General features: G+C 46.4%; 22 protein-coding genes. 11 read left to right on the forward strand and 11 right to left on the reverse strand.

Annotated elements, in window-relative coordinates; all coding sequences use genetic code 11:
- Nucleotides 1-49: 49 nt before the first annotated feature.
- Entirely contained in the window at nt 50-934 is an 885-nt protein-coding gene (locus DN062_RS01980) for an EamA family transporter (RefSeq protein WP_112157021.1), read from the reverse strand.
- A 152-nt stretch (nt 935-1,086) separates the two neighbouring features.
- Here DN062_RS01980 and DN062_RS01985 point away from each other — a divergent pair, with 152 nt between their 5' ends.
- Nucleotides 1,087-2,514 (forward strand): aminotransferase-like domain-containing protein, encoded by a 1,428-nt coding sequence (locus tag DN062_RS01985; protein WP_112157022.1) that lies wholly within the window; start codon nt 1,087-1,089, stop codon nt 2,512-2,514.
- Between the two features lie 95 nt (nt 2,515-2,609).
- Nucleotides 2,610-2,972: a RidA family protein gene (locus DN062_RS01990; RefSeq protein ID WP_112157024.1), complete on the forward strand. Its 363-nt coding sequence runs from the start codon at nt 2,610-2,612 to the stop codon at nt 2,970-2,972.
- A gap of 32 nt (nt 2,973-3,004) precedes the next feature.
- Here DN062_RS01990 and DN062_RS01995 read toward each other — a convergent pair whose 3' ends face one another.
- The 3 genes from DN062_RS01995 to DN062_RS02005 all read right to left on the reverse strand — a co-directional run bounded on the left by DN062_RS01995 (nt 3,005) and on the right by DN062_RS02005 (nt 6,616).
- A complete protein-coding gene (locus DN062_RS01995; protein WP_112157025.1) occupies nt 3,005-4,252 on the reverse strand; it encodes a DEAD/DEAH box helicase in 1,248 nt (415 codons plus the stop codon).
- A gap of 114 nt (nt 4,253-4,366) precedes the next feature.
- Nucleotides 4,367-5,572, reverse strand: coding sequence for a phosphoribosyltransferase family protein (locus DN062_RS02000; protein ID WP_112157027.1), 1,206 nt, complete (start codon nt 5,570-5,572; stop codon nt 4,367-4,369).
- Between the two features lie 168 nt (nt 5,573-5,740).
- Complete coding sequence (locus DN062_RS02005; RefSeq protein WP_112157028.1) at nt 5,741-6,616, reverse strand: LysR family transcriptional regulator ArgP; 876 nt, start codon at nt 6,614-6,616, stop codon at nt 5,741-5,743.
- A gap of 40 nt (nt 6,617-6,656) precedes the next feature.
- Between DN062_RS02005 and DN062_RS02010 the strand changes: the two genes are divergently transcribed.
- On the forward strand, nt 6,657-7,322 hold the full coding sequence (locus tag DN062_RS02010) for a LysE/ArgO family amino acid transporter (RefSeq protein ID WP_205126624.1): 666 nt from the start codon (nt 6,657-6,659) through the stop codon (nt 7,320-7,322).
- A gap of 62 nt (nt 7,323-7,384) precedes the next feature.
- Here the strand turns inward: DN062_RS02010 and DN062_RS02015 are convergent, their stop codons facing one another.
- The 5 genes from DN062_RS02015 to DN062_RS02035 all read right to left on the reverse strand — a co-directional run bounded on the left by DN062_RS02015 (nt 7,385) and on the right by DN062_RS02035 (nt 14,160).
- Nucleotides 7,385-9,190 (reverse strand): methyl-accepting chemotaxis protein, encoded by a 1,806-nt coding sequence (locus DN062_RS02015; RefSeq protein WP_162301233.1) that lies wholly within the window; start codon nt 9,188-9,190, stop codon nt 7,385-7,387.
- 273 nt (nt 9,191-9,463) lie between these two features.
- A complete protein-coding gene (locus DN062_RS02020; protein ID WP_112157034.1) occupies nt 9,464-10,234 on the reverse strand; it encodes a MetQ/NlpA family ABC transporter substrate-binding protein in 771 nt (256 codons plus the stop codon).
- Nucleotides 10,235-10,271: 37 nt separating this feature from the next.
- Nucleotides 10,272-10,937: a methionine ABC transporter permease gene (locus DN062_RS02025; RefSeq protein WP_112157036.1), complete on the reverse strand. Its 666-nt coding sequence runs from the start codon at nt 10,935-10,937 to the stop codon at nt 10,272-10,274.
- Complete coding sequence (locus DN062_RS02030) at nt 10,934-11,944, reverse strand: methionine ABC transporter ATP-binding protein (protein ID WP_112157038.1); 1,011 nt, start codon at nt 11,942-11,944, stop codon at nt 10,934-10,936. Before DN062_RS02030 ends, DN062_RS02025 begins: the two co-directional genes overlap by 4 nt.
- An 83-nt stretch (nt 11,945-12,027) precedes the next feature.
- Entirely contained in the window at nt 12,028-14,160 is a 2,133-nt protein-coding gene (locus DN062_RS02035) for a GGDEF domain-containing protein (RefSeq protein ID WP_162301234.1), read from the reverse strand.
- Between the two features lie 274 nt (nt 14,161-14,434).
- Here DN062_RS02035 and DN062_RS02040 point away from each other — a divergent pair, with 274 nt between their 5' ends.
- The 5 genes from DN062_RS02040 to DN062_RS02060 all read left to right on the forward strand — a co-directional run bounded on the left by DN062_RS02040 (nt 14,435) and on the right by DN062_RS02060 (nt 19,527).
- Entirely contained in the window at nt 14,435-15,628 is a 1,194-nt protein-coding gene (locus tag DN062_RS02040; RefSeq protein ID WP_239995658.1) for a BaiN/RdsA family NAD(P)/FAD-dependent oxidoreductase, read from the forward strand.
- A 117-nt stretch (nt 15,629-15,745) separates the two neighbouring features.
- Entirely contained in the window at nt 15,746-16,513 is a 768-nt protein-coding gene (locus DN062_RS02045; protein WP_112157044.1) for an ABC transporter ATP-binding protein, read from the forward strand.
- 22 nt (nt 16,514-16,535) lie between these two features.
- Nucleotides 16,536-17,240, forward strand: coding sequence for an ABC transporter ATP-binding protein (locus DN062_RS02050; protein ID WP_112157046.1), 705 nt, complete (start codon nt 16,536-16,538; stop codon nt 17,238-17,240).
- Between the two features lie 17 nt (nt 17,241-17,257).
- Nucleotides 17,258-18,256, forward strand: a complete 999-nt coding sequence (locus DN062_RS02055; RefSeq protein WP_112157048.1) for a branched-chain amino acid ABC transporter permease — start codon at nt 17,258-17,260, stop codon at nt 18,254-18,256.
- Nucleotides 18,256-19,527, forward strand: a complete 1,272-nt coding sequence (locus DN062_RS02060) for a branched-chain amino acid ABC transporter permease (protein ID WP_112157050.1) — start codon at nt 18,256-18,258, stop codon at nt 19,525-19,527. The genes DN062_RS02055 and DN062_RS02060 overlap by 1 nt, the downstream gene beginning before the upstream one ends.
- Before the next feature lie 55 nt (nt 19,528-19,582).
- Here the strand turns inward: DN062_RS02060 and DN062_RS02065 are convergent, their stop codons facing one another.
- A complete protein-coding gene (locus DN062_RS02065) occupies nt 19,583-20,785 on the reverse strand; it encodes an ABC transporter substrate-binding protein (RefSeq protein WP_112157051.1) in 1,203 nt (400 codons plus the stop codon).
- A gap of 224 nt (nt 20,786-21,009) precedes the next feature.
- Between DN062_RS02065 and DN062_RS19030 the strand changes: the two genes are divergently transcribed.
- From DN062_RS19030 to DN062_RS02080, 3 genes are all read left to right on the forward strand, one after another.
- On the forward strand, nt 21,010-22,311 hold the full coding sequence (locus DN062_RS19030) for a methyl-accepting chemotaxis protein (protein ID WP_112157053.1): 1,302 nt from the start codon (nt 21,010-21,012) through the stop codon (nt 22,309-22,311).
- 102 nt (nt 22,312-22,413) lie between these two features.
- Nucleotides 22,414-23,619, forward strand: a complete 1,206-nt coding sequence (locus DN062_RS02075; RefSeq protein ID WP_112157055.1) for a CynX/NimT family MFS transporter — start codon at nt 22,414-22,416, stop codon at nt 23,617-23,619.
- Nucleotides 23,620-23,635: 16 nt separating this feature from the next.
- Nucleotides 23,636-24,241, forward strand: a complete 606-nt coding sequence (locus DN062_RS02080; protein WP_112157057.1) for a MarC family protein — start codon at nt 23,636-23,638, stop codon at nt 24,239-24,241.
- Here DN062_RS02080 and DN062_RS02085 read toward each other — a convergent pair.
- Entirely contained in the window at nt 24,238-25,272 is a 1,035-nt protein-coding gene (locus DN062_RS02085) for an adenosine deaminase (protein ID WP_112157059.1), read from the reverse strand. The two genes, DN062_RS02080 and DN062_RS02085, sit on opposite strands and share 4 nt — an antisense overlap.
- Between the last annotated feature and the right edge of the window lie 184 nt (nt 25,273-25,456).

Below are 25,456 nucleotides of genomic sequence, written 5' to 3' on the forward strand. Positions count from 1 at the left end.
ATTCCGCTTAGAGTGGTCGGCTGCAATCGTGACTCTCAGACGAAGCCTGTTACGTTACGGACTTCGTCTGGCGTTTAAACCAGCTCTGCTGCCATTGACCGATCAAAAAGCCCACCAATATCAAACTGCAAGCCAGTAACTTGGCATGACTGATCACTTCACCGTGAAACAGTGCGCTGCCGATCAGGCCAAATACCGGTGTCAGCATGGTCAGCGGTGCTACAGTAGACAAAGGGTATTGAGTGATGAGTCGATTCCACAACCAGTAGCCCAGTAAAGTAGTCGGATAGGCTTGAAACAGTATTGAAAACCAAACACTCGTATTCATCTGTTCTGGCAGGGCAATAAAGACCTCCGGCCCGTATGAGATCAGCGCAAGAGTGGCAAGTGGGATAGGGGCAAACAACATTCCCCAGACACTAAAGGCAAATACCTGTTGAGTGTTTGCCATTTTGACGATCAGGCCGATGATGCTCCAGCTTAGCGCTCCAATCAATACCAATAGTAAACCGGCTAAGGGGACAGAGCCATCCTGAAGGCTTAGGCTCACCAATGCTCCGATTAAAATCAGCAAAGCGCCGACACTTTGGCGAGGTGTGATTTTCTCTTTCAGAACTAACCAACCGATTAGCAGGCTAGAGATCAAGCTTAAGTCCATCAAAACACCGGCCATTCCTGCAGATACCCCCAGCGAAATCGCTGACGTCATCATTCCCCAGACCCCGACACCAAAGGTGACTCCGTAACCGATTAGGTAACGTAACTTCACTCGAGGGCGTTTAATGAAAAAAATCACGGGCAGTACCGCAAAGGTAAAGCGCAGGGTCGTTAGCAGAATCGGATTAATTTGATCCGCGCCGAGTTTAATGACTGAAAAATTAAATCCCCACAAGCACATAATGGCTAGGCCCAACAGTAGGTCGTTCAGACGCATGGCGTTCTTTCCTTTTCTATTCGTTTACTGAGAAGTAAGTATCGATGTTGGGGTGGAAAGATAACAGATGCAATTTTTAAAAATAAAAAGTATACAGTTTGTTTAAGGCAGATTATTCTTAACTCTAAAAAGTTGTGCAACGGAGTAGTTGTATGCGATATCAGGGCATTGCAGAACAGATTATTGATGACATTTGCAGTGAAAGGCTTACTCAGGGAAGTCGCATGCCCTCTCTACGTAGGCTAGCGCAACAGTTTGATGTCAGTATGACAACAGCCATCAATACCTATCATCATCTAGAAGAACTCGGTTGGATTATTGCTAGGCCTCAATCCGGTTTTTATGTCTCTAGGTCACTGTTAACAACCCAGACACCGGATTTGCCGCAGTTCCGTAGTCAGCTGAAAAGTATCTCCTTTCGTGAGTCTGCAATTAATTATCGGCCTGGTTTACATGAACCTGGGCCCTTAGGGATTTCTCAGCTGGCTCCGGAGTTGATGCCTACAGAACAGTTGCAGCGAAGCATGAAACGGGGGCTGAAGCGCCTTAATCAGCAACTGCATGCTTACCCTGACCGACAGGGGGAACCGGCTTTACGACAAGCACTGGAGCAGCATTTTTCAGGCTGCGGTTTTCCTTTTAAAGGTCAGGATTTGGTGATAACTGGGGGCTGTATCGATGCCGTGCGTATAGCTCTGGAAACTGTATCTGGCCCCGGTGATGCGATTGCAGTTAATTCACCTTGCTTCAGTGGCCTTCTAGAGTTATTGGCGGTATTAAACCGAAAAGCGGTGGAGATCCCTTCAACAGACGAAGGTGTCGACTTAGATCAATTTGAACAGCTGCTGAAAGATGCAAAGATCAAGGCAGGTTTGTTTAGTACGTCTCATATGAATCCTCAGGGAATTTGCATGTCGGCGGGTCAAAAGCAGCGATTAGCTGAATTGGCGAATCAGTATCAAGTTCCAGTGATTGAAGATGATATCTATATCGAGCTGGGGCAGAGTAAAACGCTGCCGCTGCCCGCCAAGTACTGGGATAAAGGTGGTTTTCTACTCTGGTGCAGTTCTGTTTCTAAAACACTGAGCGCTGGATTGCGGTTGGGCTGGTGTTTGCCTGGACGTTTTTTCAGTGCGTATGAACGCAGGCAGGGTGTCAGTCACTTTGGCGTCAGTACACCCGTGCAAGCGGGGCTGGCTGATTTTATTAGCACAGGTCAGTATCAAAGCCATCTAAATCGGGTGCGCGTACAGTTGCAACAGAATCTTAGGGATTATCGGACGTTTTTGATGCGGAAGTTGCCTGCAGGCACGGCTATCAGTAACCCGACTGGTGGTATGGTGCTGTGGTTGCAGATACCCGGGCTGGACAGCAAAGCGCTTTGGCAGCAAGCCGTAGAGCAGAGGTTGGATCTGAGAATTGGACCTGCTTTTACCACGCTGGATTTGTATCAAAATTATATGCGCCTTAATACAGGCTGGCCGATGGATGCGGAGATTCAGGCACTGCTTGAGCATTGTGTGGAGTTGGTAGAGCAAAACCTTGGCTTTGACCAACGATCTGTGGCAAAAGGGTCTTGATCAGATAGCAAAGTAGCCGCCAGCGATCGTCTGCCCGACCAAGGGTAAATCTGCTATTATTATCGCTAGTTTTTTATTTGATTTGAGGTTTATTCATGACGATTCATCGTATCAATCCCTGCAAGCGCTGGTCGGATATAACGGTTTTTAATGGCGTCGCTTATTTTGTGGAGGTGCCAGAGTCGGACCTAAGTGCCAACATTGAAGGCCAGGTCGCTCAGATATTGGAACAGGCTGAAGCCGCGCTAGCAAAGATTGATAGTGACAAAGGCCGGATTCTGTCCGCCACCATTTACATTACTGATTTTGCGAATGTGTCAGCGCTTAATGAAGTTTGGGATGCATGGTTCCCAGAAGGCACGGCGCCAAGTCGCGCCTGTGTGAAAGCGGAGTTGGCGGATCCAGATTATTTGGTCGAAATCGCGTTTACAGCCGCGGCTGGCTCCAAGTTTCAGTAACAAAGCGGTAGCGTTCATACGGCTTCCTGGGGCTATTGTTCCCGGGCAGCCGCTTCGCGCAGTTTGTCTTTTTTACTCTTTCTCTTCCCTTTAATGGGCGGTTGGCCTTGGGTGGTTTTGGGGGATTCGAGCGTTGGAGTCGTCGTGCGCTCAAAGCCTTTAATCTGTTCGAGTGTGACGTCAAGCTGGTTACGCTTCACGATCAGCTTGAAGTGAGCATCACTCTCTGGATCGATAAAAGAAAAGGCTGTACCGACTTCACCCGCCCTCGCGGTACGGCCGATTCGGTGGATGTAGTCTGCGGGAGAACGAGGCAAGTCGTAATTCACCACGTAAGGCAACAGAGGGATATCAAGGCCCCGAGCGGCCAGATCGGTCGCGATTAACACCCGAATCTTGCCTGCTTTGAATGCAGCTATGGTGGTGGTGCGCTCTGTTTGTGCCTTGTCACCGTGCAGTGTTTCGACGTTAAAGTCGTATTTGTATAGCTTGTCTGCCACATTTTCAGCGGTACGTTTGCTAGCAACGAACACCAGAAACTGCGCCCCCGGATGCTCAGTTAACAGATGACGCAGAAGGGTCGTGCGCTGTGCTCTATCCACTTCAATTGGACGTTGAGTTAGACTGTCTGGTAACTTGTTTTGTCGCTCAATCTCGATACAAACCGGATTGAACAACAGTCGATCGATTAAGGCGTCGACCTCTTGCGGGAAGGTGGCCGAAAACAGCAGATTTTGTCGCTGTGTCGGCAAAAGGTTGACGACCTGTTGTAACTCATCAGCAAAGCCTAAATCCAGCATACGGTCTGCTTCATCCAGCACCAGATGCTGCACTTGATTCAGATTGATGGCATTTTTTTCGATTAAATCCAACAAGCGACCGGGCGTCGCCACCATTAGATCACAGCCGCCGCGCATGGCCTGCATCTGAACGTTGATCGAGACTCCACCATACACCGCTAGCGTTTTAACTCGCCGTGGATAATACGCAGTGTACGCCTGAATCGCCTGTTCAACCTGTACTGCCAGCTCACGTGTTGGCACTAGCACTAATGCTGCCACTTGATTGCTTCTGAGTCCCGGGTGATTGAGTAGCGTTTCCAGCAGAGGTAATACAAACGCTGCTGTTTTCCCAGAACCTGTTTCTGCCGCTGCCAATACATCGCGCCCTTCCAGCACCGCAGGTATCGCCTGACTCTGAACAGCGGTAGGGGTTTCATAACCCAGTTCATCGAGTGCGCGTTGGAAAAAGCCGGACAGACCAAGGGAAGTAAAAGACATAAAGTGCTGGATACCGAGTGAAGATGAATAAAAAGATTCTAGCAGATTTTGAGCGGAAAATGACGCAAATCTAACGCCGAATAATGGCCCAACGCAATGCGCTGGGCCTGCGCTTTACTTTAGTTCAGATAGCTCTTCGCTAAACCAAATTTTGCGTCTGAAGCGAGGGTTTTTAGATGACATATCAATTTTGTAGGGGTTGGCTTCTTGCGTTTGCGGTAGGTTAAGAAGGTTACAAAGCTCTTGCGCCAGCCATTTTTCAACTTTTAAAACCACCATTTTCTTACGTAAGCGGCCTTGTTCGTCACGATTTAAAATCGTAGGCAGTGTGTTTAGTGTGAGGATTTCGCCAATGGCTGGATGCGCCATACGCTCACGTCCTTCATCACTGGCGTAAAAATGCGATACAGCAAACACCATACGTTGAGGATTGATCTGCTGTAGAAATTGACAGGATTTGACCACGGTCGACCCTGTACGCACCATGTCATCAAATAGAACAATGCTGGAGCCATCTAAGCCGTCAAAGGTGTGCTCGCTTTCTTTATGCAGAGTGATATCAACTTTGCGTTCGGCGGTGCGCTCTTTATCCAGCATGATGAATTTGGCTTTGCTTAAGCCAAGTGTTTTGAACATTTCTTTCACGAAATCACGAGCGCCTTTATCGGGTGCACAAAGCACGAGGCCTTCGCCGTCTTCGCCATAGCTTAGTATGTTTGAGTTCAGCAAGTAATGTGCGTAGATTTGATAGGGGATGAGGTTATGAAAATCACCTTCAAACACGTCGGAAAAGATCTTTTGCACCGATTCAGAATGGTTGTGAATGGTCATGACCGTGTCGACCCCAGAAAACTTCAGCAGTTGCGCATAGAGTTTAGCGGTGAAGGGTTGTCCGTCGAATTTTTTTACATCGTTAATATCGCGTTCAAAATGGGTTTGGCCTAAATCGAGATGTGGGCCACGATCTTGTGCACTGTAGAACAAGTCAGGCTCAACTAGAATCACACGTTCTGCGCCATTTTCTTTGGCAGCACGTGCGATAATTAAATTCGCCATGGCTAATTCTTGACGACTTTTAGTATGACTTCCTGTACTCACGATGATGACAGACTTTCCTTTAAGGGTGCGGCCGATGTTGTCAAAGTCCGTCTCATCAGAAATAAAGCGAGGGCAAAACTCGGAGTTCATGAACTGCTTCATGCTGATCAAATCAGCAATGTCTTCTCGTTGCCCCATGGCGTAGGCGACGTCTATCGCAAAGGGATTGTCTGAAGAGTTACTAACGACAACATAAGTTGACTGATTGGCCGAAAAAGTCATGGAAAATCCTTAAAGAAGGGTGGAATTACGGCTAATTTTAATACGTGCGCGATCATTTCAATAGCGCTAGTTTAAAACTCATGGCTTTTTTATGACATTAGTTGCAAAAACTGTGTTTCTAACTGAAATTTTTTACTTCCCATCATGTGCTGAGTGCGATTAATTCATCTAAAGCTCGTTATAAAGGTGGCGTTGAGCGGCCTTTATCACTGACTGGCGAACCTGTGCCATCACAGGGCTTTCGGCTTGCCAAAAGTGCCAGTACAGGGAAATGTCCTGCGCATAGCCTGGTACTACGTCAACTAATTGTCCGTTATCAATCAGATCTTTGACCTGTAACTCCGGCATCATGCCAAATCCCAGCCCCGCCAGAGCCGCTTTCACGAAACCCTCTGAGGAGGGAAGAAGGTGAATGGTCTTAGGTTCTGCCCCCGTCATTGCGGCCATGAATCGATGCTGAAGGGCATCATCTCGACTGTAAACGAGACAGGGCGCATAAAGAAGCCGCTGCGTATCAAGCACTTGAAGATTGAGTCGCTCAATAAAATCAGGACTGGCGAGAGCTCTGTAACGCATGGTGCCAAGAGCAATGCACGCCCCCCCATTTACGGGGATGGCGCTGTCGCATAAGCAGGCCATCACTTCACCCTGTTTCATCCTGCGTAAGCCAACGGCTTGATCCTCGACGGAAATATCAAACCGTAAGTTTTGATATTCTTCAATGATTAGGGCCTCTGGCAGCCAAGTGGCTAAAGAGTCTGCATTGACTGTAATTCGAATAATCAAATCCTCTGGGTCAATTGCTAAACCTAAGCTTGCCTCCATCTGCTTAACCTGTTGCAGGTGATTAAGTAAACGCTCCCCCATTAAGGTGGGCTTAGGTGGGGTGCTTCTAAATAAAAGTGGCTGCCCTAATTGGCTTTCAAGTTGCTTGATCCGTTGACTCACCGCCGATTGGGTGAGATGCAACGCTTGCGCGGCTTTTTCAAAACCACCTTGTTCAAACACAGCAGCGAGTGCTTGTAGGAGTCGATAATCAATCATTAGAAATACTTATGATGTATAAAAATTATTCGTTAGATTAATGATAACGTATGAATTAGTCTCTGCCAATCATTCAATGAAGCCAGTGGAGGCTGTGATGTGGGTATTTGCGACAGGTTTTGTAGTGTCTTTAGGGTTGATTGTGGCCATAGGTGCTCAAAATGCTTGGGTGTTAAGCAATGCGATGCGAGGTTACCATCGGAGTGTGATTGCCAGTGTTTGTATACTCTGTGATTCGATTTTGATCATCATCGGCGTCTATGCAATTCAACACATTCAGTCATTGATTCCACCTTTAGTACCGATTCTAACCGTGCTCGGTGTGGCTTTGTTGCTGAGTTTGGCTTTTAAAGCCTTAATGCGCGCATTTAAAGGGGGAGAGGGGCTTCAGGTGTCAGATGTCATTAATCAGCCGAGTGCAGTGAAAATGGCCATCACGGCGTTGGCAATTACCCTTTTGAATCCACACGTATACCTTGATACCTTGGTTTTGATTGGCAGTGTGGGTGCGCAACAGACTGACAAGCTATGGTTTGTTGTGGGGGCTTGTTTTGCTTCGTTTGTTTGGTTTTCAATTTTGACAGGTTGCGCGCCTTTGCTGAAAAAACACCTCAGTTCACCTACTCATTGGCGGGTGTTTGATGCAGGTATGGGGATGATTTTACTCGCTGTGGCCGTGAGTTTGGTTGTTTCGTATAGTCAGTGAGAGGGGCCATATTGAGTGTCGACTATTCCGCAATGGCCCAACTTTTTTAGCACTATCAGAGATCACGTACAGCGGAAACGTTGAGTGACCGTTTTCTGTTGTTCTGATTGAATGGCGACTTGTTCGGAGAAGCCCTCTACCGTATGCAATTTATCGTTACTGATTTGGGTCAACGCGGTGACCTGAGACATGCTATCGCTGATCACGACCGTTGTTTGTGCAATTTCTTCAATACTGGTTGCCAGAATATGGTTTCGTGAAGCGACTTCATCAACCAAGGCTTTCATTTGATGTATTTCGTGGGAGGCTTGCTCACTCATGGCCTTTCCTTGCATTACCTGTGCACTGCCTGAAGAGATTGAGTTTAGTAGCCGGTTCATCTGTTGCTTCATATCACTGACGATACTATTGATGTTGCTGGTGGCTGCTACCGTTTTTTCTGCTAAACCTCGGACTTCGTCTGCCACCACAGAAAAACCGCGTCCAGCATCACCAGCGCGAGCTGCTTCAATTGCCGCATTAAGCGCTAGCATGTTGGTTTGTTCGGCTAAACCATTTATGAGTCCTGTTACCGAGTCGACGCGCTCGGAGGCTTTTTCAAGTTCATTGGCATTTTGTTTTAAGGTGTTAAAAATATCGTGAACGGATTCGATGGCCGACATGGCTAGCTGCACAGACTCTCGACCAGATTCAGCCGCTGTGCTGGCCGTACTGGCTTGGCTGTGTGCCTGTGCTGTTTCTTCGGCCATTTGGTGTACAGTTGAGGCTATTTCTTGTACTGAGGCGGCCACGGATTCTGTTTGACGACTGGCTTCATCATTGCTGATTACGAGATCATGCAAGGTACTGCGCAGAGCTGTTGCGCCTTGCTGAAGTTCAGCACTGCCTCGTTGTACTTCGATTAATGCGCTGGATAAATCCTGTGTGACTCTGTTGACGGCATGGCCAACTCGGTCGAACTCGTCTTGCTTTCCAGAGCTGACTTGTAAGCGCTTGCTGAGGTCACCTTGTGCAATATGGTTTAGTGTTGTGACGGTTGAATTCAGCGTGAGTGAAACACGTCGTTGCATAAGCCAAAGTAGAATCACTACTAAGGAGGCAATGCCTATACTGGCCGTTAGGATTAGCCTCTCTGCTTGTTCGCTGGCTTTTAAAGCTGCAGTGCGGGCTGTCGCCAAGCGATTGTTGAGTTCCGAAACCTGTTGTTTGATTCGAGACAAAAGAGCTTCTTGTTGCATCCGAGCTTGGATGTCATGTTGCATAATACTGGCGTTGAGTTGACCGATAGTTTCTAGCGCTTGTCGTAAAGACTCTAAAGTAGGCCCATACAGGTCGACGAATTCGTATTCTTCAACGCTTTGTTCGAAGTCAGCTAGCGCAGCTTCCGTTGCGTTATAGGCGTCGGGAGTTGGATTGTCGTTAAGAGAATCTAGTTGTGTGCTAAATGTTTGAAATACATTGCTAAAGAGTGAAAATATCTGGTCGCGGAGGTTGATGACGATAGATTGTGCTTGCCCCCGTGCGCCTGATTCGCGGTCGATACCGAGCTCTGAATGTAGGCGTAACCACTCTGTCATTGTGTTTACCCACTGGGTTAGAGCCTCTGCTAGCTTGGAGTCAGTTAATCCTGCAGCGCCGCCGGGCTGAAGTACAGGAAGATACATTTTAGGTAATGTGGTGAGTAAGTCGGGGGAGGCACCAGGAGAAAGGGAATTGGCTGCTAGTAGTAAATCAATTTGAAGGGCATTAAGATGATTTTGCTGTTCAGTTAATTGGTTCACAACATGTGTGGTGCCATTCATTTGTCGCAATGCATTAGCGGCGACGAATGCGAGGCCAATAAAGCCAATTAAGGTCAACGCAATCATTAAGATCATCTTTTGCTTAAAACTGAGGTGTAATACCATATCAGTACTCTAATTATAATTCGTTAGTGTCTAATGCCTTATCTGGATTTCTTAATAAAATCAATTGGCAATTAGTCTTTTCGAGTCTAGCTGAATTAAAGTAGTAAGTGCAACTCTCTCTGTGGGGTGTTTATCAGATGAAAACAAATTTATAAAAAGGGTGAGTGCATCTCTTTTAGAATCCTCTCAAATCCTGCATATCAACAGTCACCTGAGAGGATTCTTTATATCTATTTAGAACGCAGGTACGACCGCACCTTCGTATTTTTCTAGAATAAAGGCTTTCACTTCATCGGTTTTAAGTACTTCTACCAAGGTTTTCAAGGATTCGGAGTCTTGGTTATCCGCATGTGTTACCAAAATATTGACGTAAGGTGATTCGCTGCCTTCAATAAACAGAGCATCATCGGCTGGGTTTAAACCGGCTTCTAAAGCGTAGTTTGTGTTAATGAGTGCGAGGTCAACTTGATTCAGAACACGTGGAAGTGTAGCTGCTTCAATTTCACGGATACGTAGCTGCTTAGGGTTGTCTTGAATGTCACGCACACCTGCAGTGATGCCTGCTTCTGGGTTTAGCGTGATTAAGCCAGCCGTTTGTAACAATAATAATGCACGACCACCATTCGTCGCGTCATTGGGAATGGCAACTTGAGCGCGTTCAGGCAGTTGCTCAAGATCGGTGTGTTTAACCGAGTAAGCGCCAAATGGCTCAACGTGAATACCGGCTAGAGTGACCAAATCAGTCCCACGCGTGCTGTTAAAGTTGTCCAGATAAGGTTGATGCTGGAAAAAGTTGGCATCAAGGCGCTTTTCCGAGACCTGCACATTGGGCTGAACGTAATCCGTAAATACACGCACGTTCAGTTCAATGCCTTTTTCAGCCAGGGTAGGCTTCACAAACTCTAAAATTTCAGCATGTGGAACGGCCGTTGCCGCGACTTGTAAGCTTGCTGCCTGTGCTGAAAAGGCGGTTAGGGCAGCTAAGGCCACGAGTAATTTTTTCATTCAATATCTCCAAGGGGCTAAATAAATAAGACAGGTTTCATTTACGTGAAAAGTGAATGACTAAGCGGTCTCCTAGACTCTGTAATAGTTGTACCAAAATCAGTAACAGGACGACGGTCACGACCATGACGTCGGTTTGAAAGCGCTGATAGCCAAAACGTATGGCTAAGTCGCCCAAGCCTCCAGCCCCTACGACACCTGCCATAGCGGTATAGGAGACCAGTGTAATGGCTGTTACGGTTGACGCTGCGATAATGCCGGGTCTCGCCTCTGGAAGCAGCGCTTGGGTAATAATCTGCCAAGTGCTCGCTCCCATAGCTTGCGTGGCTTCAATGATGCCTTTATCCACTTCACGCAGGGCGGTTTCAACCAAACGCGCAAAGAAGGGGGTCGCGCCAGCAACTAAGGGCGGAATTGCCCCTGCGACGCCAAGCGACGTGCCTGTAATCAATAAGGTCAAAGGAATCATGACAATCAACAGAATGATAAAAGGCAAGGATCGCAACACGTTGACGAAAAATGAGAGAATTCCATACAGGGCTTTTTGTTCAAACATTTGCTTCGGAGCCGTTAAAAACAAAATGACGCCTAGAGGTAAGCCAAAAAGCACGGTGAATAGCATGGAGCCACCGAGCATCATCAAGGTGTCGAGAGTGGCTAACCAGATGTCATACCAATCGACGTTATTAAAGAATGCGTTCATGGGCGAAGGATCTCCACAGTCACGTCGGCTGCACGGAAGGCATCTAGTGCAGCTACCGTGTTACCACCAATCAAAGAAAGGGTTAATTGACCATAAGGCGTGTCACGAATGTAATCGATACGTCCATTTAAAATGCTGTAGTCAACGCCGCACTGGCGGGCAACTTCACCAAGCAAAGGCGAGTAGGTAGACTCACCTTGAAAGGTTAGCTTGATGATGCAGCCTGCGATTTGAGAAAAGCGTTTGAGTTGTTCTTGTTCATCAAGGTGTTCATCCTCATAGACAAAGCGTCGAGTTGTAGGATGTTGAGGATGCAAAAAGACCTCTGAGACCGTACCTTGCTCAACGATTCGGCCTGCATCCATGACGGCAACCTGATCACAGATGCGACGAATCACATCCATTTCATGCGTGATTAGCACGATGGTTAAGTTTAGCTCTCTGTTTATTTCGTTTAACAGTTGCAAGACTTGACCCGTTGTTTGCGGATCAAGTGCGCTGGTTGCTTCATCGCACAGAAGAATGCTGGGGCTGGTCGACAATGCTCGCGCGATACCCACCCGCTGCTTCTGTCCACCAGACAGCTGCGCAGGGTATTTTTGGGCATGATCGGTTAAGCCGACGCGTTCAAGCAGTTGATGCACGCGCTCTTTAATTTGTGTCTTGGACAACTCATTCGCCAGTTTCAAGGGCATGGCCACGTTATCGGCCACTGTTTTTGAGGACAACAAATTAAAATGTTGAAAAATCATCCCCACGCCTTGTCGAAAGCGACGCAAAGCCGCCGCATCTAACGCCGTGATATCTTGATCTTTAACAATAATGCTTCCAGACGTTGGCTCTTCTAAGCGGTTGATGAGGCGTAAGAGAGTACTCTTACCGGCTCCAGAGTGACCGATAAGACCGAAGATTTGACCCTCTGGGATCTGTAGATCGCAAGGCTCCAGCGCGGTAATCTCACGCCCACCGACCTTATAGGCTTTGTGTACGTGTTTAAACTGAATCACAAAAAAATTAACCTTGTGGCTGAAAAATAGCAGGCAATATTACCACAAAGTCGTAGAAGTGAATGTGAAATATAATACTAACCTTATAGACAAATTTCATGTTCCACGCGGTTTCGCCCCTTTTGCTTGGCTTGATAAAGTGCAGTATCGGCTTGCTTTAGAAGCTGTGAGGGCGAGTCCACAGTTTCTGGCCAAGTGGCAATACCGATAGAGAGCGTAATCGTACCGATTGATTGTCCCAGGTATTCAATGGGTGTCTTTTCGACGTCTAGAATCAGTTGCTTGGCTCGTCGTACGGCATCTTCTCTTGATGCGGCAGGCATCACAACCACAAACTCCTCGCCACCATAACGGCATGAAATATCGGTTTCTCTAAAGTGTGTTAATAGACAGTCTGCGAGCGACTTCAATGCCATGTCGCCTGCTTCATGTCCAAAACGGTCGTTAAACTGTTTAAAGTGGTCAATATCACAGATGAGCACAGATAAAGGCGTGCCTTGGCGTAATGCAATCATCGACTCTCGCTTAAGGAGTTCGTCAAAGAAACGACGGTTTTTTAATCCTGTGAGTGCATCCTCATAGGACAATTGCTGAAGCTCTTCTTGCAACTTAATACTGGAAAGTGTGATGCCCAGCCGATCCGCAGCTCTTGAAATAAAAAGCGAAATTGCATTGATAGTATCATCATGAACCAAGGGACTTTCTTCAATTTCAATCACGGCGCACACGTAGCTTTTATCTGTCGCATCATCAACCTTGATCGAAAAGCTGAGTATAGATTGGGGCGTCAGGGCGGACGGCAGCATACGATCTCGTACAGAGTTAAATCGAACAGTTGCGGGTAAAGGCTTAAGCAACGCTGGAAGGCGTTTGAATAAGAGTTGCAAGGCTTCTTGTAGTTCTGTGCATTTATGCAGCTGTTCGACTAACTGCTCAAGTGCTCGCATTTTTTTGTTTTCGAGAGCGAGCAGGCGGGCGCGCTCCTTTTCTCTAAGGGCGTAGCGCTGAATTTTTTCGGTACGCTCAATGACTTTTTGCTCTAGCGATAGCGTTAACTCCACGAGTGCTTTTTGGGTTTGGTTGAAGTGCAAAATTGAGATGACAACCAGTGTCATGGAGAAAAGCAAGGCGCCCACGGATACGGGGAAACGCCACCAAGCGATAAAACCATGAGCAACGGCCATATCAATCAGTAGAAAAGCAGAGTACACCGCATAAGCACATACGATTAGTGTTTGCGTGGTATCGAGTTTAGTGTGTTGTGGAACAATCAGCACCAACATAGAGATCAGTGTTACAACAAACAACGCATCAAATGCGGGGTAAAAATGTGAAAGTCGAACGATTTCAGTTAAGGATAAAACTAAAGCGAGGACTAAAAAAACAATATGGGTGTTGCGTATCCATCTGAGCATGCGGAACAAGGGAGAGGTGTTTGCAAGCCAGTAATAAAGAAGGCCAGAGATAGCGATGGGCAGCGTAAAATATGACATCGCCGCCAAGTATCTCCAGAACATCGGCGCATTATAGATCAGTTGAGTGGCTTGGCTTTCACCTATAATCATTCCTGCAGAGGCTAAAGAGAAGAGTGTAAGGTACGAATATGTTCGATTGTGTGATTGAAAGAGCGAAAAAATAAACGCTAGAATGCCGATTAGCACACAAAAAGCAAAAATGAGGCGATCTTTTAAAGAGCTCGATAAAATAAACAGGATTAAGTCTGGTTTCTCCATAACCTTCACTTCACCCCATAAGCCAATATCACTGTAATCCGAAAAAATTCGGAAGTAGATGGGCTTGCCTTCGAACCCTTCAGGTAAAGAGATGCTGTGCCAAGGCCAGCCTGCAAATGCACCTCGGCCCTCTTGATCAAACTCGCCGAACTCGTAAATTTTTAGTCCGTCAAGATAAACCTGAACAATTAAATCCACACTGTAAATATATAAAACGGGATCTGTCCATTGTCCATGCGGGAGTGAGGTTTTGTACCAAACATTGGTTTGGCCTTTCCGTTCGGGTGGGTTTGATGGGAAATCAATGGCTTGCCATTCAGGTGAGTCGAAGGGCTCTTGAGACCACAGAGGCGATCCTTGCTCATCAAAGGGTGAGTCTCCCCAGCGATAACTCCAATCGCTATCCAGCGAGATAGTGGCTGAAGTGGCGTTGGGTATCCAGCAAAAAATACCGATCAAAAAAACGAAACAACATGAGGACACAAGGCTCCCAATACGTGAATTTAATGTTAGTGCCATACTTCAAAATACCGTGTGAAGGGTTATGTCCGAGTGTTTCCTCATCCTTGTAGGTTTGAATTGTAGCGGAAAACGAATATTTTTGAATTGATTGAGTGCAAAAATTGTTTTTTAAAACGTGAGCTTATATGGCATTTTTAGCTAACAGATGTTGGATTAAATAGTACGACTTCGTTTGATGTCTATATTTGAGGCTTCATCGAGCGTGGTATACTTATGCTTTTGGGTGGCAAGTCCAGTGCGTTACTTTGATTCTATCGTTTTAGGCGCCGGTGCGGCAGGTTTGATGTGTGCGGCGACGGCTGGACAGCGAGGTCGTCAGGTAGCTATTTTAGATCATGCAAATAAGGTCGGTAAAAAAATCCTCATGTCAGGAGGGGGGCGATGTAATTTTACCAATTACAATGTGGAGCCCCGACACTACTTGTCAGAAAATGCCCATTTTTGTATCTCTGCTTTACGTCGTTATACACAACAGGATTTTTTAGAGTTGGTGAACAAATACCAGCTTGAATACCATGAAAAAACGCTTGGTCAGTTGTTTTGTAATAATCGCGCTAAGGATATTTTGAATATTCTGCTGGCTGAGTGTGAGCAAGCGGGCGTGACAATCGAAACGCGCTGTCAAATTCACAAAATTGAAAAAACTGAAGGTGGCTTTGAACTTTCAACGAGCTTAGGCCCTATGGCCTGCGAGTCCTTAGTCATTGCCACTGGTGGTCCATCCATTCCAACCTTGGGGGCGACAGGTTTCGGCTACGAGGTGGCGCAACAGTTTGGTTTGCGAGTGACTGAACGCCAAGCGTCCTTGGTACCCTTCACATTAAAAAATGATGCCTTATCCTTAGCTCAAGCATTGGCTGGAGTTGCCTTGCCGGTGAGTATTCGCTGTCGTGGGCAAACCTTCAAAGAAGCTATGCTGTTTACCCACAAGGGGCTGAGCGGTCCTGCTGTTTTGCAAATCACCAACTATTGGTTTTTTGGCGATGAAGTTGAAATCGATTTATTGCCCGATCAAGATCTGGCCAACCTCATTACTCAATGGCAACGAGAGGGCGCAAAATCTGAGCTGAAAACCCTATTAAGTCGTATCTTACCAAAGCGGTTGGTGAGCCATTGGTTGGATTTTCCTGAATTGGCAGCCTCTATTGCCAGTAAAGCGATTGCTCAGTTGAGCAAAAGTGATATTGAGGTCTTGGTTCGTTATTTTCATCACTGGCGCATCACGCCGTCGGGAACGGAAGGCTACAAAACGGCTGAAGTCACGCGCGGAGGCGTGTCAACGGATGAGTTGTCCTCTAAAACCTTTGAAGCTAAGCAGGTACCAGGACTGTACTTTATCGGCGAGGTCGTCGATGTGACTGGGTGGCTAGGTGGCTATAATTTTCAATGGGCTTGGTCGAGTGGCTATTGTGCAGGGCAGTATGTTTAGGGGCGTTTAGGTGACGTATTTTGCTATTGCAGAGCTTATGATCTATTCATCATAATGCTTCGAAATCCTTTTTGACTCGGGGTATCGCTGTGAGACTTATCCTGATTTGGAGTGTGCATGTCAGCCATTATTGAAGTTCGCCAAGTGTCAAAGGCCTTCGGCAGTCTAAATGTGATTAATGATTGCTCAATACAGGTGGAGCAAGGATCAATAACGGGGCTTATTGGTCCTAATGGCGCCGGAAAATCGACCTTATTCAATTTGATCGCCGGAACCTTTGCCCCAGACAGCGGCAGTATTTGGTATCAAGGTCAAGACATAACGTCCGTTCCTGCCAATCAGCTTTTTCATCGAGGCTTGTTAAGAACCTTTCAGATCGCACAAGAGTTCTCACACATGAGTGCGTTGGAAAACCTGATGATGGTGCCGCCGCAAAAAGGGGAAAGCCTTTTTAATACTTGGTTTCGACCATCTGATGTGCGTGCTCAAGAAGCCGAAGTGCGCGAAAAAGCGCTAGAGGTCATTGAATTTGTTGGCTTGGCGCATGTTAAAAATGAGCTGGCGGGTAATTTATCCGGTGGACAAAAAAAACTGCTCGAGCTGGGCCGCACCATGATGGTGGATGCTAAGGTCGTGTTGCTAGATGAAATCGCGGCAGGCGTTAACCGCACGCTGTTGCAAGATTTGATCCGCAATATTCAACGTTTGAATACCGAAAGAGGCTATACCTTTCTCGTGATTGAGCACGACATGGATATGATCGCACAGCTGTGTGATCCAGTGATCGTGCTGGCGCAAGGAAGCGTGATGATGGAAGGAACAATACAAGAAATACAAGAAGATAAGTCTGTCATCGAAGCCTATTTTGGTAATGATGCACACTGATCCGAATTTTAGAGGTTTGTGAATGCATTTACTTGAAGCAAAGAATGTTCATGGTGGCTATGGCGGAATGAACATTCTCAATGGCCTAGACTTGGCCATTAACGCGGATGAAATCGGCGTCATTGTCGGCCCCAATGGGGCAGGGAAGTCGACCTTATTAAAAGCCATTTTTGGCTTGTTGCGTGTCACCGAAGGCAGTATTGAGCTTCGCGGTGAGCTTATTACAAATGCCGACCCTGGTGAGTTGGTTTTGAAAAAAATGGCCTTTGTGCCTCAAGAAAAGAACATATTTCCCTCTTTGACGGTTCAAGAAAACCTCGAAATGGGAGCCTATAGTCGTCAAGACAATTATCAGCACATCCTTGAGCAGGTGTACCATTTTTTTCCGCCTTTAGCGGATAAACGCTCTCAACCCGCTGGCGAGTTATCGGGCGGGCAACGGCAAATGGTGGCAATGGGGCGAGCCTTAATGATTGAGCCGAGCCTTATTTTATTGGATGAGCCGACAGCGGGTTTATCACCCTTGTACATGGCGGATATTTTTGAGCGCATCGTCACCATCAATGCGGCAGGTGTGGGGGTGTTGATGGTAGAACAACATGCTAAGCAGGCGTTAAAAATTGCCCATAAAGGCTTTGTACTGGTTGCCGGACAAAATCGATTTACTGACACTGGCATGAACTTGATTAATAATCCTGAAGTGGCTAAAGCTTTTTTAGGTGGCTGAAAGGCTGAGGTGAACCTTTGAACGAATTTGTTTTCTTTATCAATAATGTTCTTATTTCAGGTGTGGTGATCGGTTCGATCTACGCCTTGGGGGCTGTGGGAATTACGCTGATTTTCAGCATTCTGCGCTTTGCTCACTTTGCACATGCGGATTTAATGACATTGGGTGCATTTTTTGCGTTTTTCTTAACGGCATTATTCCCAGCCATCGGCCCTGCATTAGGCTTGCCAACAGCCTTTGTCATGCTGCCCTTAGCCATGGGGTTAACGGCATTGACAGCTGTATATCTAGACAAAGCCTTCTATAAGCCCTTACGCGCTCAAGGAGTGAAACCTATCGTCTTGGTGATGGCCTCTCTGGGGGTGACTTTAATGCTACAGGGGCTTATTCGCATGTTTATGGGAACGAGCAGCCGCAATCTATACATAGATGATCGCAAAGGAATTCACCGTATTGATGTGCCTTTTGAGCTAGCTAATCGTCCGATTGTCATTACCGATCCTCAGATACTGCTGATTCTATTTTTGGTCGTGGCGGTGATCGCTCTGCACCTGTTTTTAACCCGCTCAAAACTGGGGAAGGCGATGCGCGCCATGTCGGATAACCCAGATTTGGCTAGAGTCTCAGGAATTAACACACAAAAAGTAGTGACCGTTACATGGATTATAGCGGGATCGCTTGCCGCCGCAGCTGGGACTTTATTGTCTTTGGATGTGTCGCTTAAGCCGGATTTAAGCTTTATGTTACTGCTGCCGATCTTTGCTGCGGCCATTGTTGGAGGCGTGGGCCATCCATACGGGGCGTTGGCAGGTGGGTTTGTCATCGGTTTTGCTGAAACCTTGTCGGTGTTTAATTGGGCGGTGCTCTTGCGGCCTTTTAGAGACCAGTTATGGTTTGACTTACCGGCAAATCTTGCCTTTGTGCCAACCGAATACAAAATCACCGTACCTTTCTTTATTTTATTGGCCATCTTGGTATGGCGCCCGACCGGTCTGTTTAAAGGGAAGGTCTTGTAATGAATACACAATGGCTGACAAAAGAATTTGGATTGTGCATGGCCTTAGCCGTTTCGATTCTGTTGCTCATGGTGTTTATGGGCAGCGCTTACGGAATACGCGTGTTGGTCGAAGCGAGTTGTTATGCAATCATCGCCCTGGGGTTGACCATTCAGTGGGGATACGCTGGATTATTTAATGCGGGCATCATGGGATTTGTGGCCATTGGTGGCTTTTCAGCGATGCTGCTGACGTTCCCTGTTAATCAGGGCTTTTGGTCTTCAGATCAGGCCTCAGATTTGGGGCAGGCATTCTTGAAATTACTGGGTGCGGTGGTCATTGTCTGGGCCGTGGTTCAGTTGCGCCGATTGTCGGTGCCAAGGAGCATTCGCTTACCTTTGTTATTGATAACGCTCGCCGTGGCCTATTTGTGGGTTGTGAATGGGTTTGCACCTGTGACTCAGGCGATCGTCTCTCAACATGGCTTTATCGGCGGCTTCGGAATGCCGGTGTGGGTCGGTTGGTTAGTTGGCGGTATTCTGGCTGGCACGGTGGCCTATTTTATTGGGCATATCTGCTTAGGCTTGCGCAGTGATTATTTAGCGATTGCAACGTTGGGCGTGGCAGAGATTATCAAAGCCTTCCTAAAAAACTCAGAATGGCTAACGCGGGGTACCCTGACGGTGTCGCCTCTGCCTTGGCCTGTTCCAAGTGCTGGAGAGGTCGGTTTTATTACCGCACGTGCGTTATACCTCTCTGTGACAGCGGTTCTGATTGCGATCATTTTCTATCTGTTACATGCCGCGTACAAAGGTCCTTGGGGGCGAATGATGCGAGCGATACGCGATAACGAGTTGTCATCAGCGGCTATGGGCAAGGATGTGAATCAGCGTCGTCTTGAGGTCTTTATTCTTGGCTGCATTTTGATGGGCATTGGCGGGGCAGGTTTAGCCACCTTTAATGGCATTTTTGACCCCAACGGCTACTTACCCTTGCACCACACGTTTCTAATCTGGGTGATGGTTATCTTAGGTGGCCCAGGTAACAATTTAGGCACCTTGTTTGGTGCTGTGTTTGTATACGTTATTTGGATAATGTCAGAGCCTGTGGCGCTGTTTATTCTAAATACGGTAAGCTATTTCGGGAACCTCTGGTTTGCGTGGGAAGCACCCTCGGATTTTGCCAGTCGAGCCTTACAAGCTCGTGTGTTTAGTATAGGTTTGATCATCACCTTAGTGCTGCGTTATGCTCCTAAAGGGTTGTTCCCTGAAAAAGTGCAGCAGTATTCATAGGGTCATTTAAATATAACGCCCGCAGCCTAGAAGAGGGCGGGCGTTATAGGCTGTTTTACTCGATAAGACCGACTGTTCTGAATGCGCCGTCGCGCACGACCATCTCTTCGATAATACCAGGTACGTTGCCGCGCTCATCAAAGTCTTGCGATCCTGCAGCACCTTCATAGTTAATATCTTGGCCCGCTTTGAGCAGTTCAACGGCCTTTTCCCACTCACCTGGTAAAATCACTTCACCCGGTGGGAGAGCAACTGAGCGTAGTGCTTCTTTTAATCCTTCGCGATCTGCACTACCATTTTTTTCGATGGCGAGGGCAAGAAGGAAGGCCGCATCATAGGCTTGGCTGGCAAACACTGAGTTAGGATCAAAACCAGCGGCGGCGGCTGCTTCAGAGAAGATATCACTGCCAGGAATATCCGGTTTACCCGGACGTGTGGCAATCATGCCTTCAAGAACATCTGCGCCAACAGCTCCGACCAAGCGATCACCAACCATGCCATCGGCACCAATGTACTGGGTAAAATTACCGCTTTCATAGGCCTGACGTAGAATCGTCTCTCCAGAGGTATCGGCATAGGCTAAGACCAATAAGGTATCGACACCACTGGAGGCAAGAGATCCCAATTCAGAACGATAATCGGCTTTACCGTCTTCATGGGCGAGGTTTGCAGCAACCGAACCACCGCCTGCTTCAAAAACACTGGTGAAGGCATTTGATAGACCCTGGCCGTAGTCGTTATTAACGAAGGTGACGACTATCTCGTTTATTCCTTTTGAAAGGAGAAGGTTGGCTAATACCTCGCCTTGATAGGAGTCAGATGGAGTGGTTCGAAAAACGAGATCATTATCGTTGATTTCAGCAATGGCGGGTGACGTAGACGCCGGAGACACCATGACAACCCCCGCAGGCACAGCAACATTGTTGGCGGCTGCAATAGTGGCGCCCGAACACAGTGCACCCACAATCGCGGTGACTTTTTCGGTATTGATCATTCTGTCGGCGGCGTTAATGGCCGCAGAGGCCTCAGTACAGGTCGTGTCTGCTGAAAGAAGGGTTAGAGTTTGACCATTGAGGATGCCGCCTTGCTGATTAATTTGCTGAACCGCCAGTTGTGCTCCCGATAAAATAGGCGGCGCTAGGCTTTCAATGGGGCCTGTAAATCCACCAATAAAGCCTAGTTTGACTTCGGCATGGGCTAGGTTTCCTAAGCCCAACGCAGTAACTAATGCAGAACATAGAAGGGTTGGTCTTAACATAGTGTGTTCCTTCAGAAGGTTTTATGTAGAAAACTCATAACTATCATATCTTGAGCCACGTAAGGATGTTATAGGATAAAAAACACATCCGTGCATAAACGTATCAGTTTTTTACTGAAATGTATCAATTCTTGATAGAGATTTAGAAATTTAGAGATCTAGTATCTACCTTTAGAGGTACAATCCTGAAAAATTGTATGGTTTTTAAGTCTGAGGTAATCTAAATGTTTTTTCGCAAGCAAAAGGGCGTATCGGATAGTCAAGCTAAAGCCAGCCAAGCGAGCGATCTTTTGGTAAGCGCTATTAACAAAAGCGTTGCAACAATTGAGTTTACTCCGGATGGTATTGTAAAAACCGCAAATCCATTGTTTTTGCAAGCAGTTGGGTACAGTCTTTCTGAGGTTCAAGGACAGCATCATAAAATTTTTTGTGAACCTGATTATGCACGCTCGACAGCCTATCAAGATTTTTGGCGAAAGTTACATCAAGGGCAAAGTCAGTCAGGTACTTTTAGACGAGTAAAAAAGGATGGAGTATTAATCGTTATTGAAGCCACTTATTTCCCAATATTTAATAATGAGAATCAATTAACCGGTTTTTTTAAAATTGCATCAGATGTCACAGAAGTCCATGCTGAAATTGCAAAGCAAAAAGCCCTTGCTGATGCGCTCAATAAATCAATGGCAATCATTGAGTTTGAACCGGATGGAACCATATTGTCTGCAAATGATAACTTTTTAAATGCTGTTCGATACTCTCTTAAAGATATTGTAGGACGCCATCATCGTATTTTCTGTTACGACAAGTTTTATCAAGAAAAGCCTCGTTTTTGGCAAGATTTGCAAAAGGGTCATGTTTTTAGTGGTCAGTTTGAACGCAAAACATCGACAGGTGAGTCAATCTGGATTGAAGCGACTTACAACCCAATACTGGATGAAACACGGCGGGTCGTTAAGGTTGTAAAATTTGCAACTGATATTACGGCACGCGTCAAAGAAAACCACGCAGTAATGGAAGTTGCGCAACTGTCTTCAGCTACCGCAGAAGAAACCTCCCAAATTGCGGATCATGGTGCACAACTTTTATCAACATCAGTCGCTATGTCTGAACAAATTTTAGAGATGGTTGAGCAAGCGGCATTAAGTATTAGTGATTTAAATGCGCAATCATTGAATATTGAAAAAATTGTCTCAACCATCAGTGGTATCGCGGATCAAACCAATTTGTTGGCGCTAAATGCAGCGATTGAGGCCGCTAGAGCAGGAGAACAAGGTCGAGGCTTCGCCGTAGTAGCAGATGAAGTTCGTCAGCTTGCGTCGCGGACCAGTCAATCTACGTCAGAAATTCATAACGTTGTTATTCAAAACAGAAAATTAGCTCAGGCTGCAACAGAGCAAATGTCAAATGTGAAAGAGAGTGCAATTGCCAGTAATGGTCAAATCATTGAAGTATCTTCGGTGATGCGAGAAATTAAAGAAGGTGCAGAAAACGTGTCTAAATCTGTATCGACATTGATGTCTAATTAAAGACAGCCATTTCTCTAAGCCGCGTTCTGGTAAGAGCCGCTATCAGGCTCTTGTTATTAAAGGTACAATCTAGCTTCCCAATAGAGTTGATTTGGAAGCTAGATGAACTTGCAAAACTCACCCCCTTCCTCAGATATCTCTCGCGTTTTTAAGGTAATTGCTGTCTGTGCTTTGATGATGGCAGCCCTGAACTTGAGAGGTGGAATCGTTGTAGTTGCGCCTTTGGTTATGGAGGTTCGTGCAGCGCTTAATATCAGCGCGAGTGAGTTCAGTATGCTGACCACCTTGCCTCTGATTTGTTTTGGCGTTGTGTCTATATTAGTACCTTGGCTAAGTCGATCCTTCTCTACTCAGCAGCTGGCGGTTGTTGGGCTGTTGCTTATTAGCTTAGGTGTGTGTTTGAGGCTGGTCATTTCCTATCCGGTTGTGCTACTCGGCACCGTGATTTTGGGTTCGGCAATCGCGTTATTAAATGTTCTTATACCTGGTATGGTTAAAACCTTCTTTCCCAAGCGTATTGGATTAATGACAGGTCTTTACTCCATTATGCTAAGTTTGGGTGCGGGACTAGGGGTTTATCTCGCTGTGCCAATCATGACCTACTATGATAGCTGGCGTTTTCCGATGGTGATCTGGGCTATTTTGCCCCTAATCGGAGTGGTGTTTTGGTTACCTATGCTTAAGTTGAAAAAAGCAGGTAAAGCCTCTTCCTCTGCGCGCGCAACCCTATGGAGAGACCCGATTGCCTGGTCGATCACACTGTATATGGGGCTGCAGTCATTTTACTTTTATGCCATTGCGACTTGGCTGCCTAAAATTTTCATGGAAAGTGGTTTAGATCCAGAAAGTGCGGGAACCGCTGCGTCGTTAATCAACATGGTCAGCATTCCCTTTAACTTAATGATCCCGATTTTAGCAGCGCGTATGCGCAGTCAGGTTCCCTTGGCGATCCTTGTATTTATCGCTTCTTTTAGTGGAATTGCGGGATTGTATTGGAGCGCGGCATCTGCGCCTTACCTATGGGCGTCCTTGATGGGAGTCGGTGCGGGGTGCTCTTTAAGCTTGGCGTTAACGTTGTTTATTTTACGGACACAAAATGCGCTACAAGCCACAGCATTATCGGCGATGGCGCAGAGCGTGGGGTATATGATTGCGGCGAGTGGCCCTGTGATGCTTGGAGCCATTCGAGACTTCTCTGTGGACTGGCAATATGCTTTATTACTGATGCTGATATTGCAGGTTTTTCAACTGGGTTTTGGTTTGTATGCCTCTCGCCCAGGGTATGTTAAAGCGTTAGAACGTCATTAATTTTTAAGAGAGATGTATGGATATTACGGCCTATTTAAATGCGTTTACGGGGTTTTTTGTTATTGTCGATCCAATTGGTACCGCATTGATTTTTAATGCGCTTATGCCAGATGCAGATAATCGCAGCCGAGCGATTACAGCGATTAAAGCGACTTTGATCAGCATTGCTCTGATTCTATTGTTTGGGAATTATGGTGAAGCCTTTATTAATATGCTGGGCATCAATATTAATGCCTTGAGAATTTCGGGTGGCTTATTGCTCTTCTTCACGGCGTTCAATTTGGTGACACGAGAAGTCAGTATGCCCTCGTCCTCAAAGGAAAAATCAGATGTGTCAGTGTTTCCTCTGTCCATCCCTTTGTTGGCGGGGCCTGGGGCCTTAACCTTATCTATTCTGGTTTTTTCAGGAAGTAGTGATCAAAAGGCCAGTATTTCGATATTTTTAGCGGTGATTAGTATTTATTTGCTAACACTGGTGATGATGCTGCTCTCAAAGTATGTGAAAAAAGTCATAGGAAAAACCGGAGATGAAATTCTCCGGCGTTTTCTCGGGGTGATTTTGGCCGCATTGGCGATACAGTTTATTTACGACGGTATTACCAATATTTCATCGGCTGTTTAATCAAAACGCTTGTGACTCCACTCATCAACTTTTTCTTCTAGGCGCTGCAATGCAGCGTCTTTCTCTTCTGTTGTCATCCAGCTTCCGGTAAAACTGTTTTTGACCAAGGTTAAGATATGGGCGTGGGTCACTGGTAGTGCGTTAATCACAGACGTAAAGTTGTCATTCACGTACCCTCCAAAATACGCAGGATCGTCCGAATTTAACGTGGCTTGTAAGCCGTGATCGAGCATCTTAATAATCGGGTGTTCGTCCATGGATCCAATGACACATAGCTTTAAGTTTGATAATGGACACACGGTGAGCGTGTAGCGATGCTCAGTTAAATGTTGAATCAGCTCAGGATCTTCCAACGAGCGATTTCCATGATCCACTCGGTCTGTTTTAACAATATTTAGTGCTTGCCAAACGTATTCGGGAGGTCCTTCTTCGCCAGCATGAACCGTCACCATTAAACCTAAGGCTTTAGCGCGGGCAAAAACGCGTGCAAATTTCTCAGGAGGGTGTCCCTTCTCTGACGAATCGAGCCCGACACCTGAGATTTTATCTAAATGAGGTAAGGCCAACTCAAGCGTCTCAAATGCACTTTCTTCACAGAGGTGACGTAAAAAAGACATAATTAATTTAAAGCTAATACCATAGTGTCTTTGTCCATCTTCAAGCGCCCGATAAATGCCGTTGATTTGCGTTTCAAAGTCGATCCCTCGCTCTAAGTGTCCTTGCGGGTCAAAAAAGACTTCAGTGTGAATCACATTGTCTTGGTGAATGCGCGTCAGGTAGTCATAGGTTAAGTCATAAAAATCTTGCTCGGTTATGAGCACAGACATGCCTTGATAATATAAATCTAAAAACGCTTGTAGATTATCAAAGGAGTAAGCCGCCTTAAGTTCATCGGTATTTGAATAAGGCAGCGTGATGTGATTACGCTGGGCCAGCATAAACATGCGCTCAGGTTCTAAGCTGCCTTCGAGGTGTAAATGCAGTTCAGCTTTAGGAAGACTATGCGCAAAGTCGATCAGTAAACTCTTCATAAGTGAGCCTCCAGCCGTAGTGAGATAAGACGTTGTTATCTTTATACTACTCAACTTGTCGATTAAAGTTGAGTAAAAGTCTTAAAAACGTCTGAATCAGCCTTCAGAAGGTCTATTTTTGCTTAAAGAGAATGCAAAACATAGAGAGTGTGTTTGATTTCAGTGCGAGCTTAAGGGGGCGTGC

Source organism: Nitrincola tibetensis (genome assembly GCF_003284585.1).
In the GTDB taxonomy this organism is placed as follows: Bacteria; Pseudomonadota; Gammaproteobacteria; order Pseudomonadales; family Balneatricaceae; genus Nitrincola; species Nitrincola tibetensis.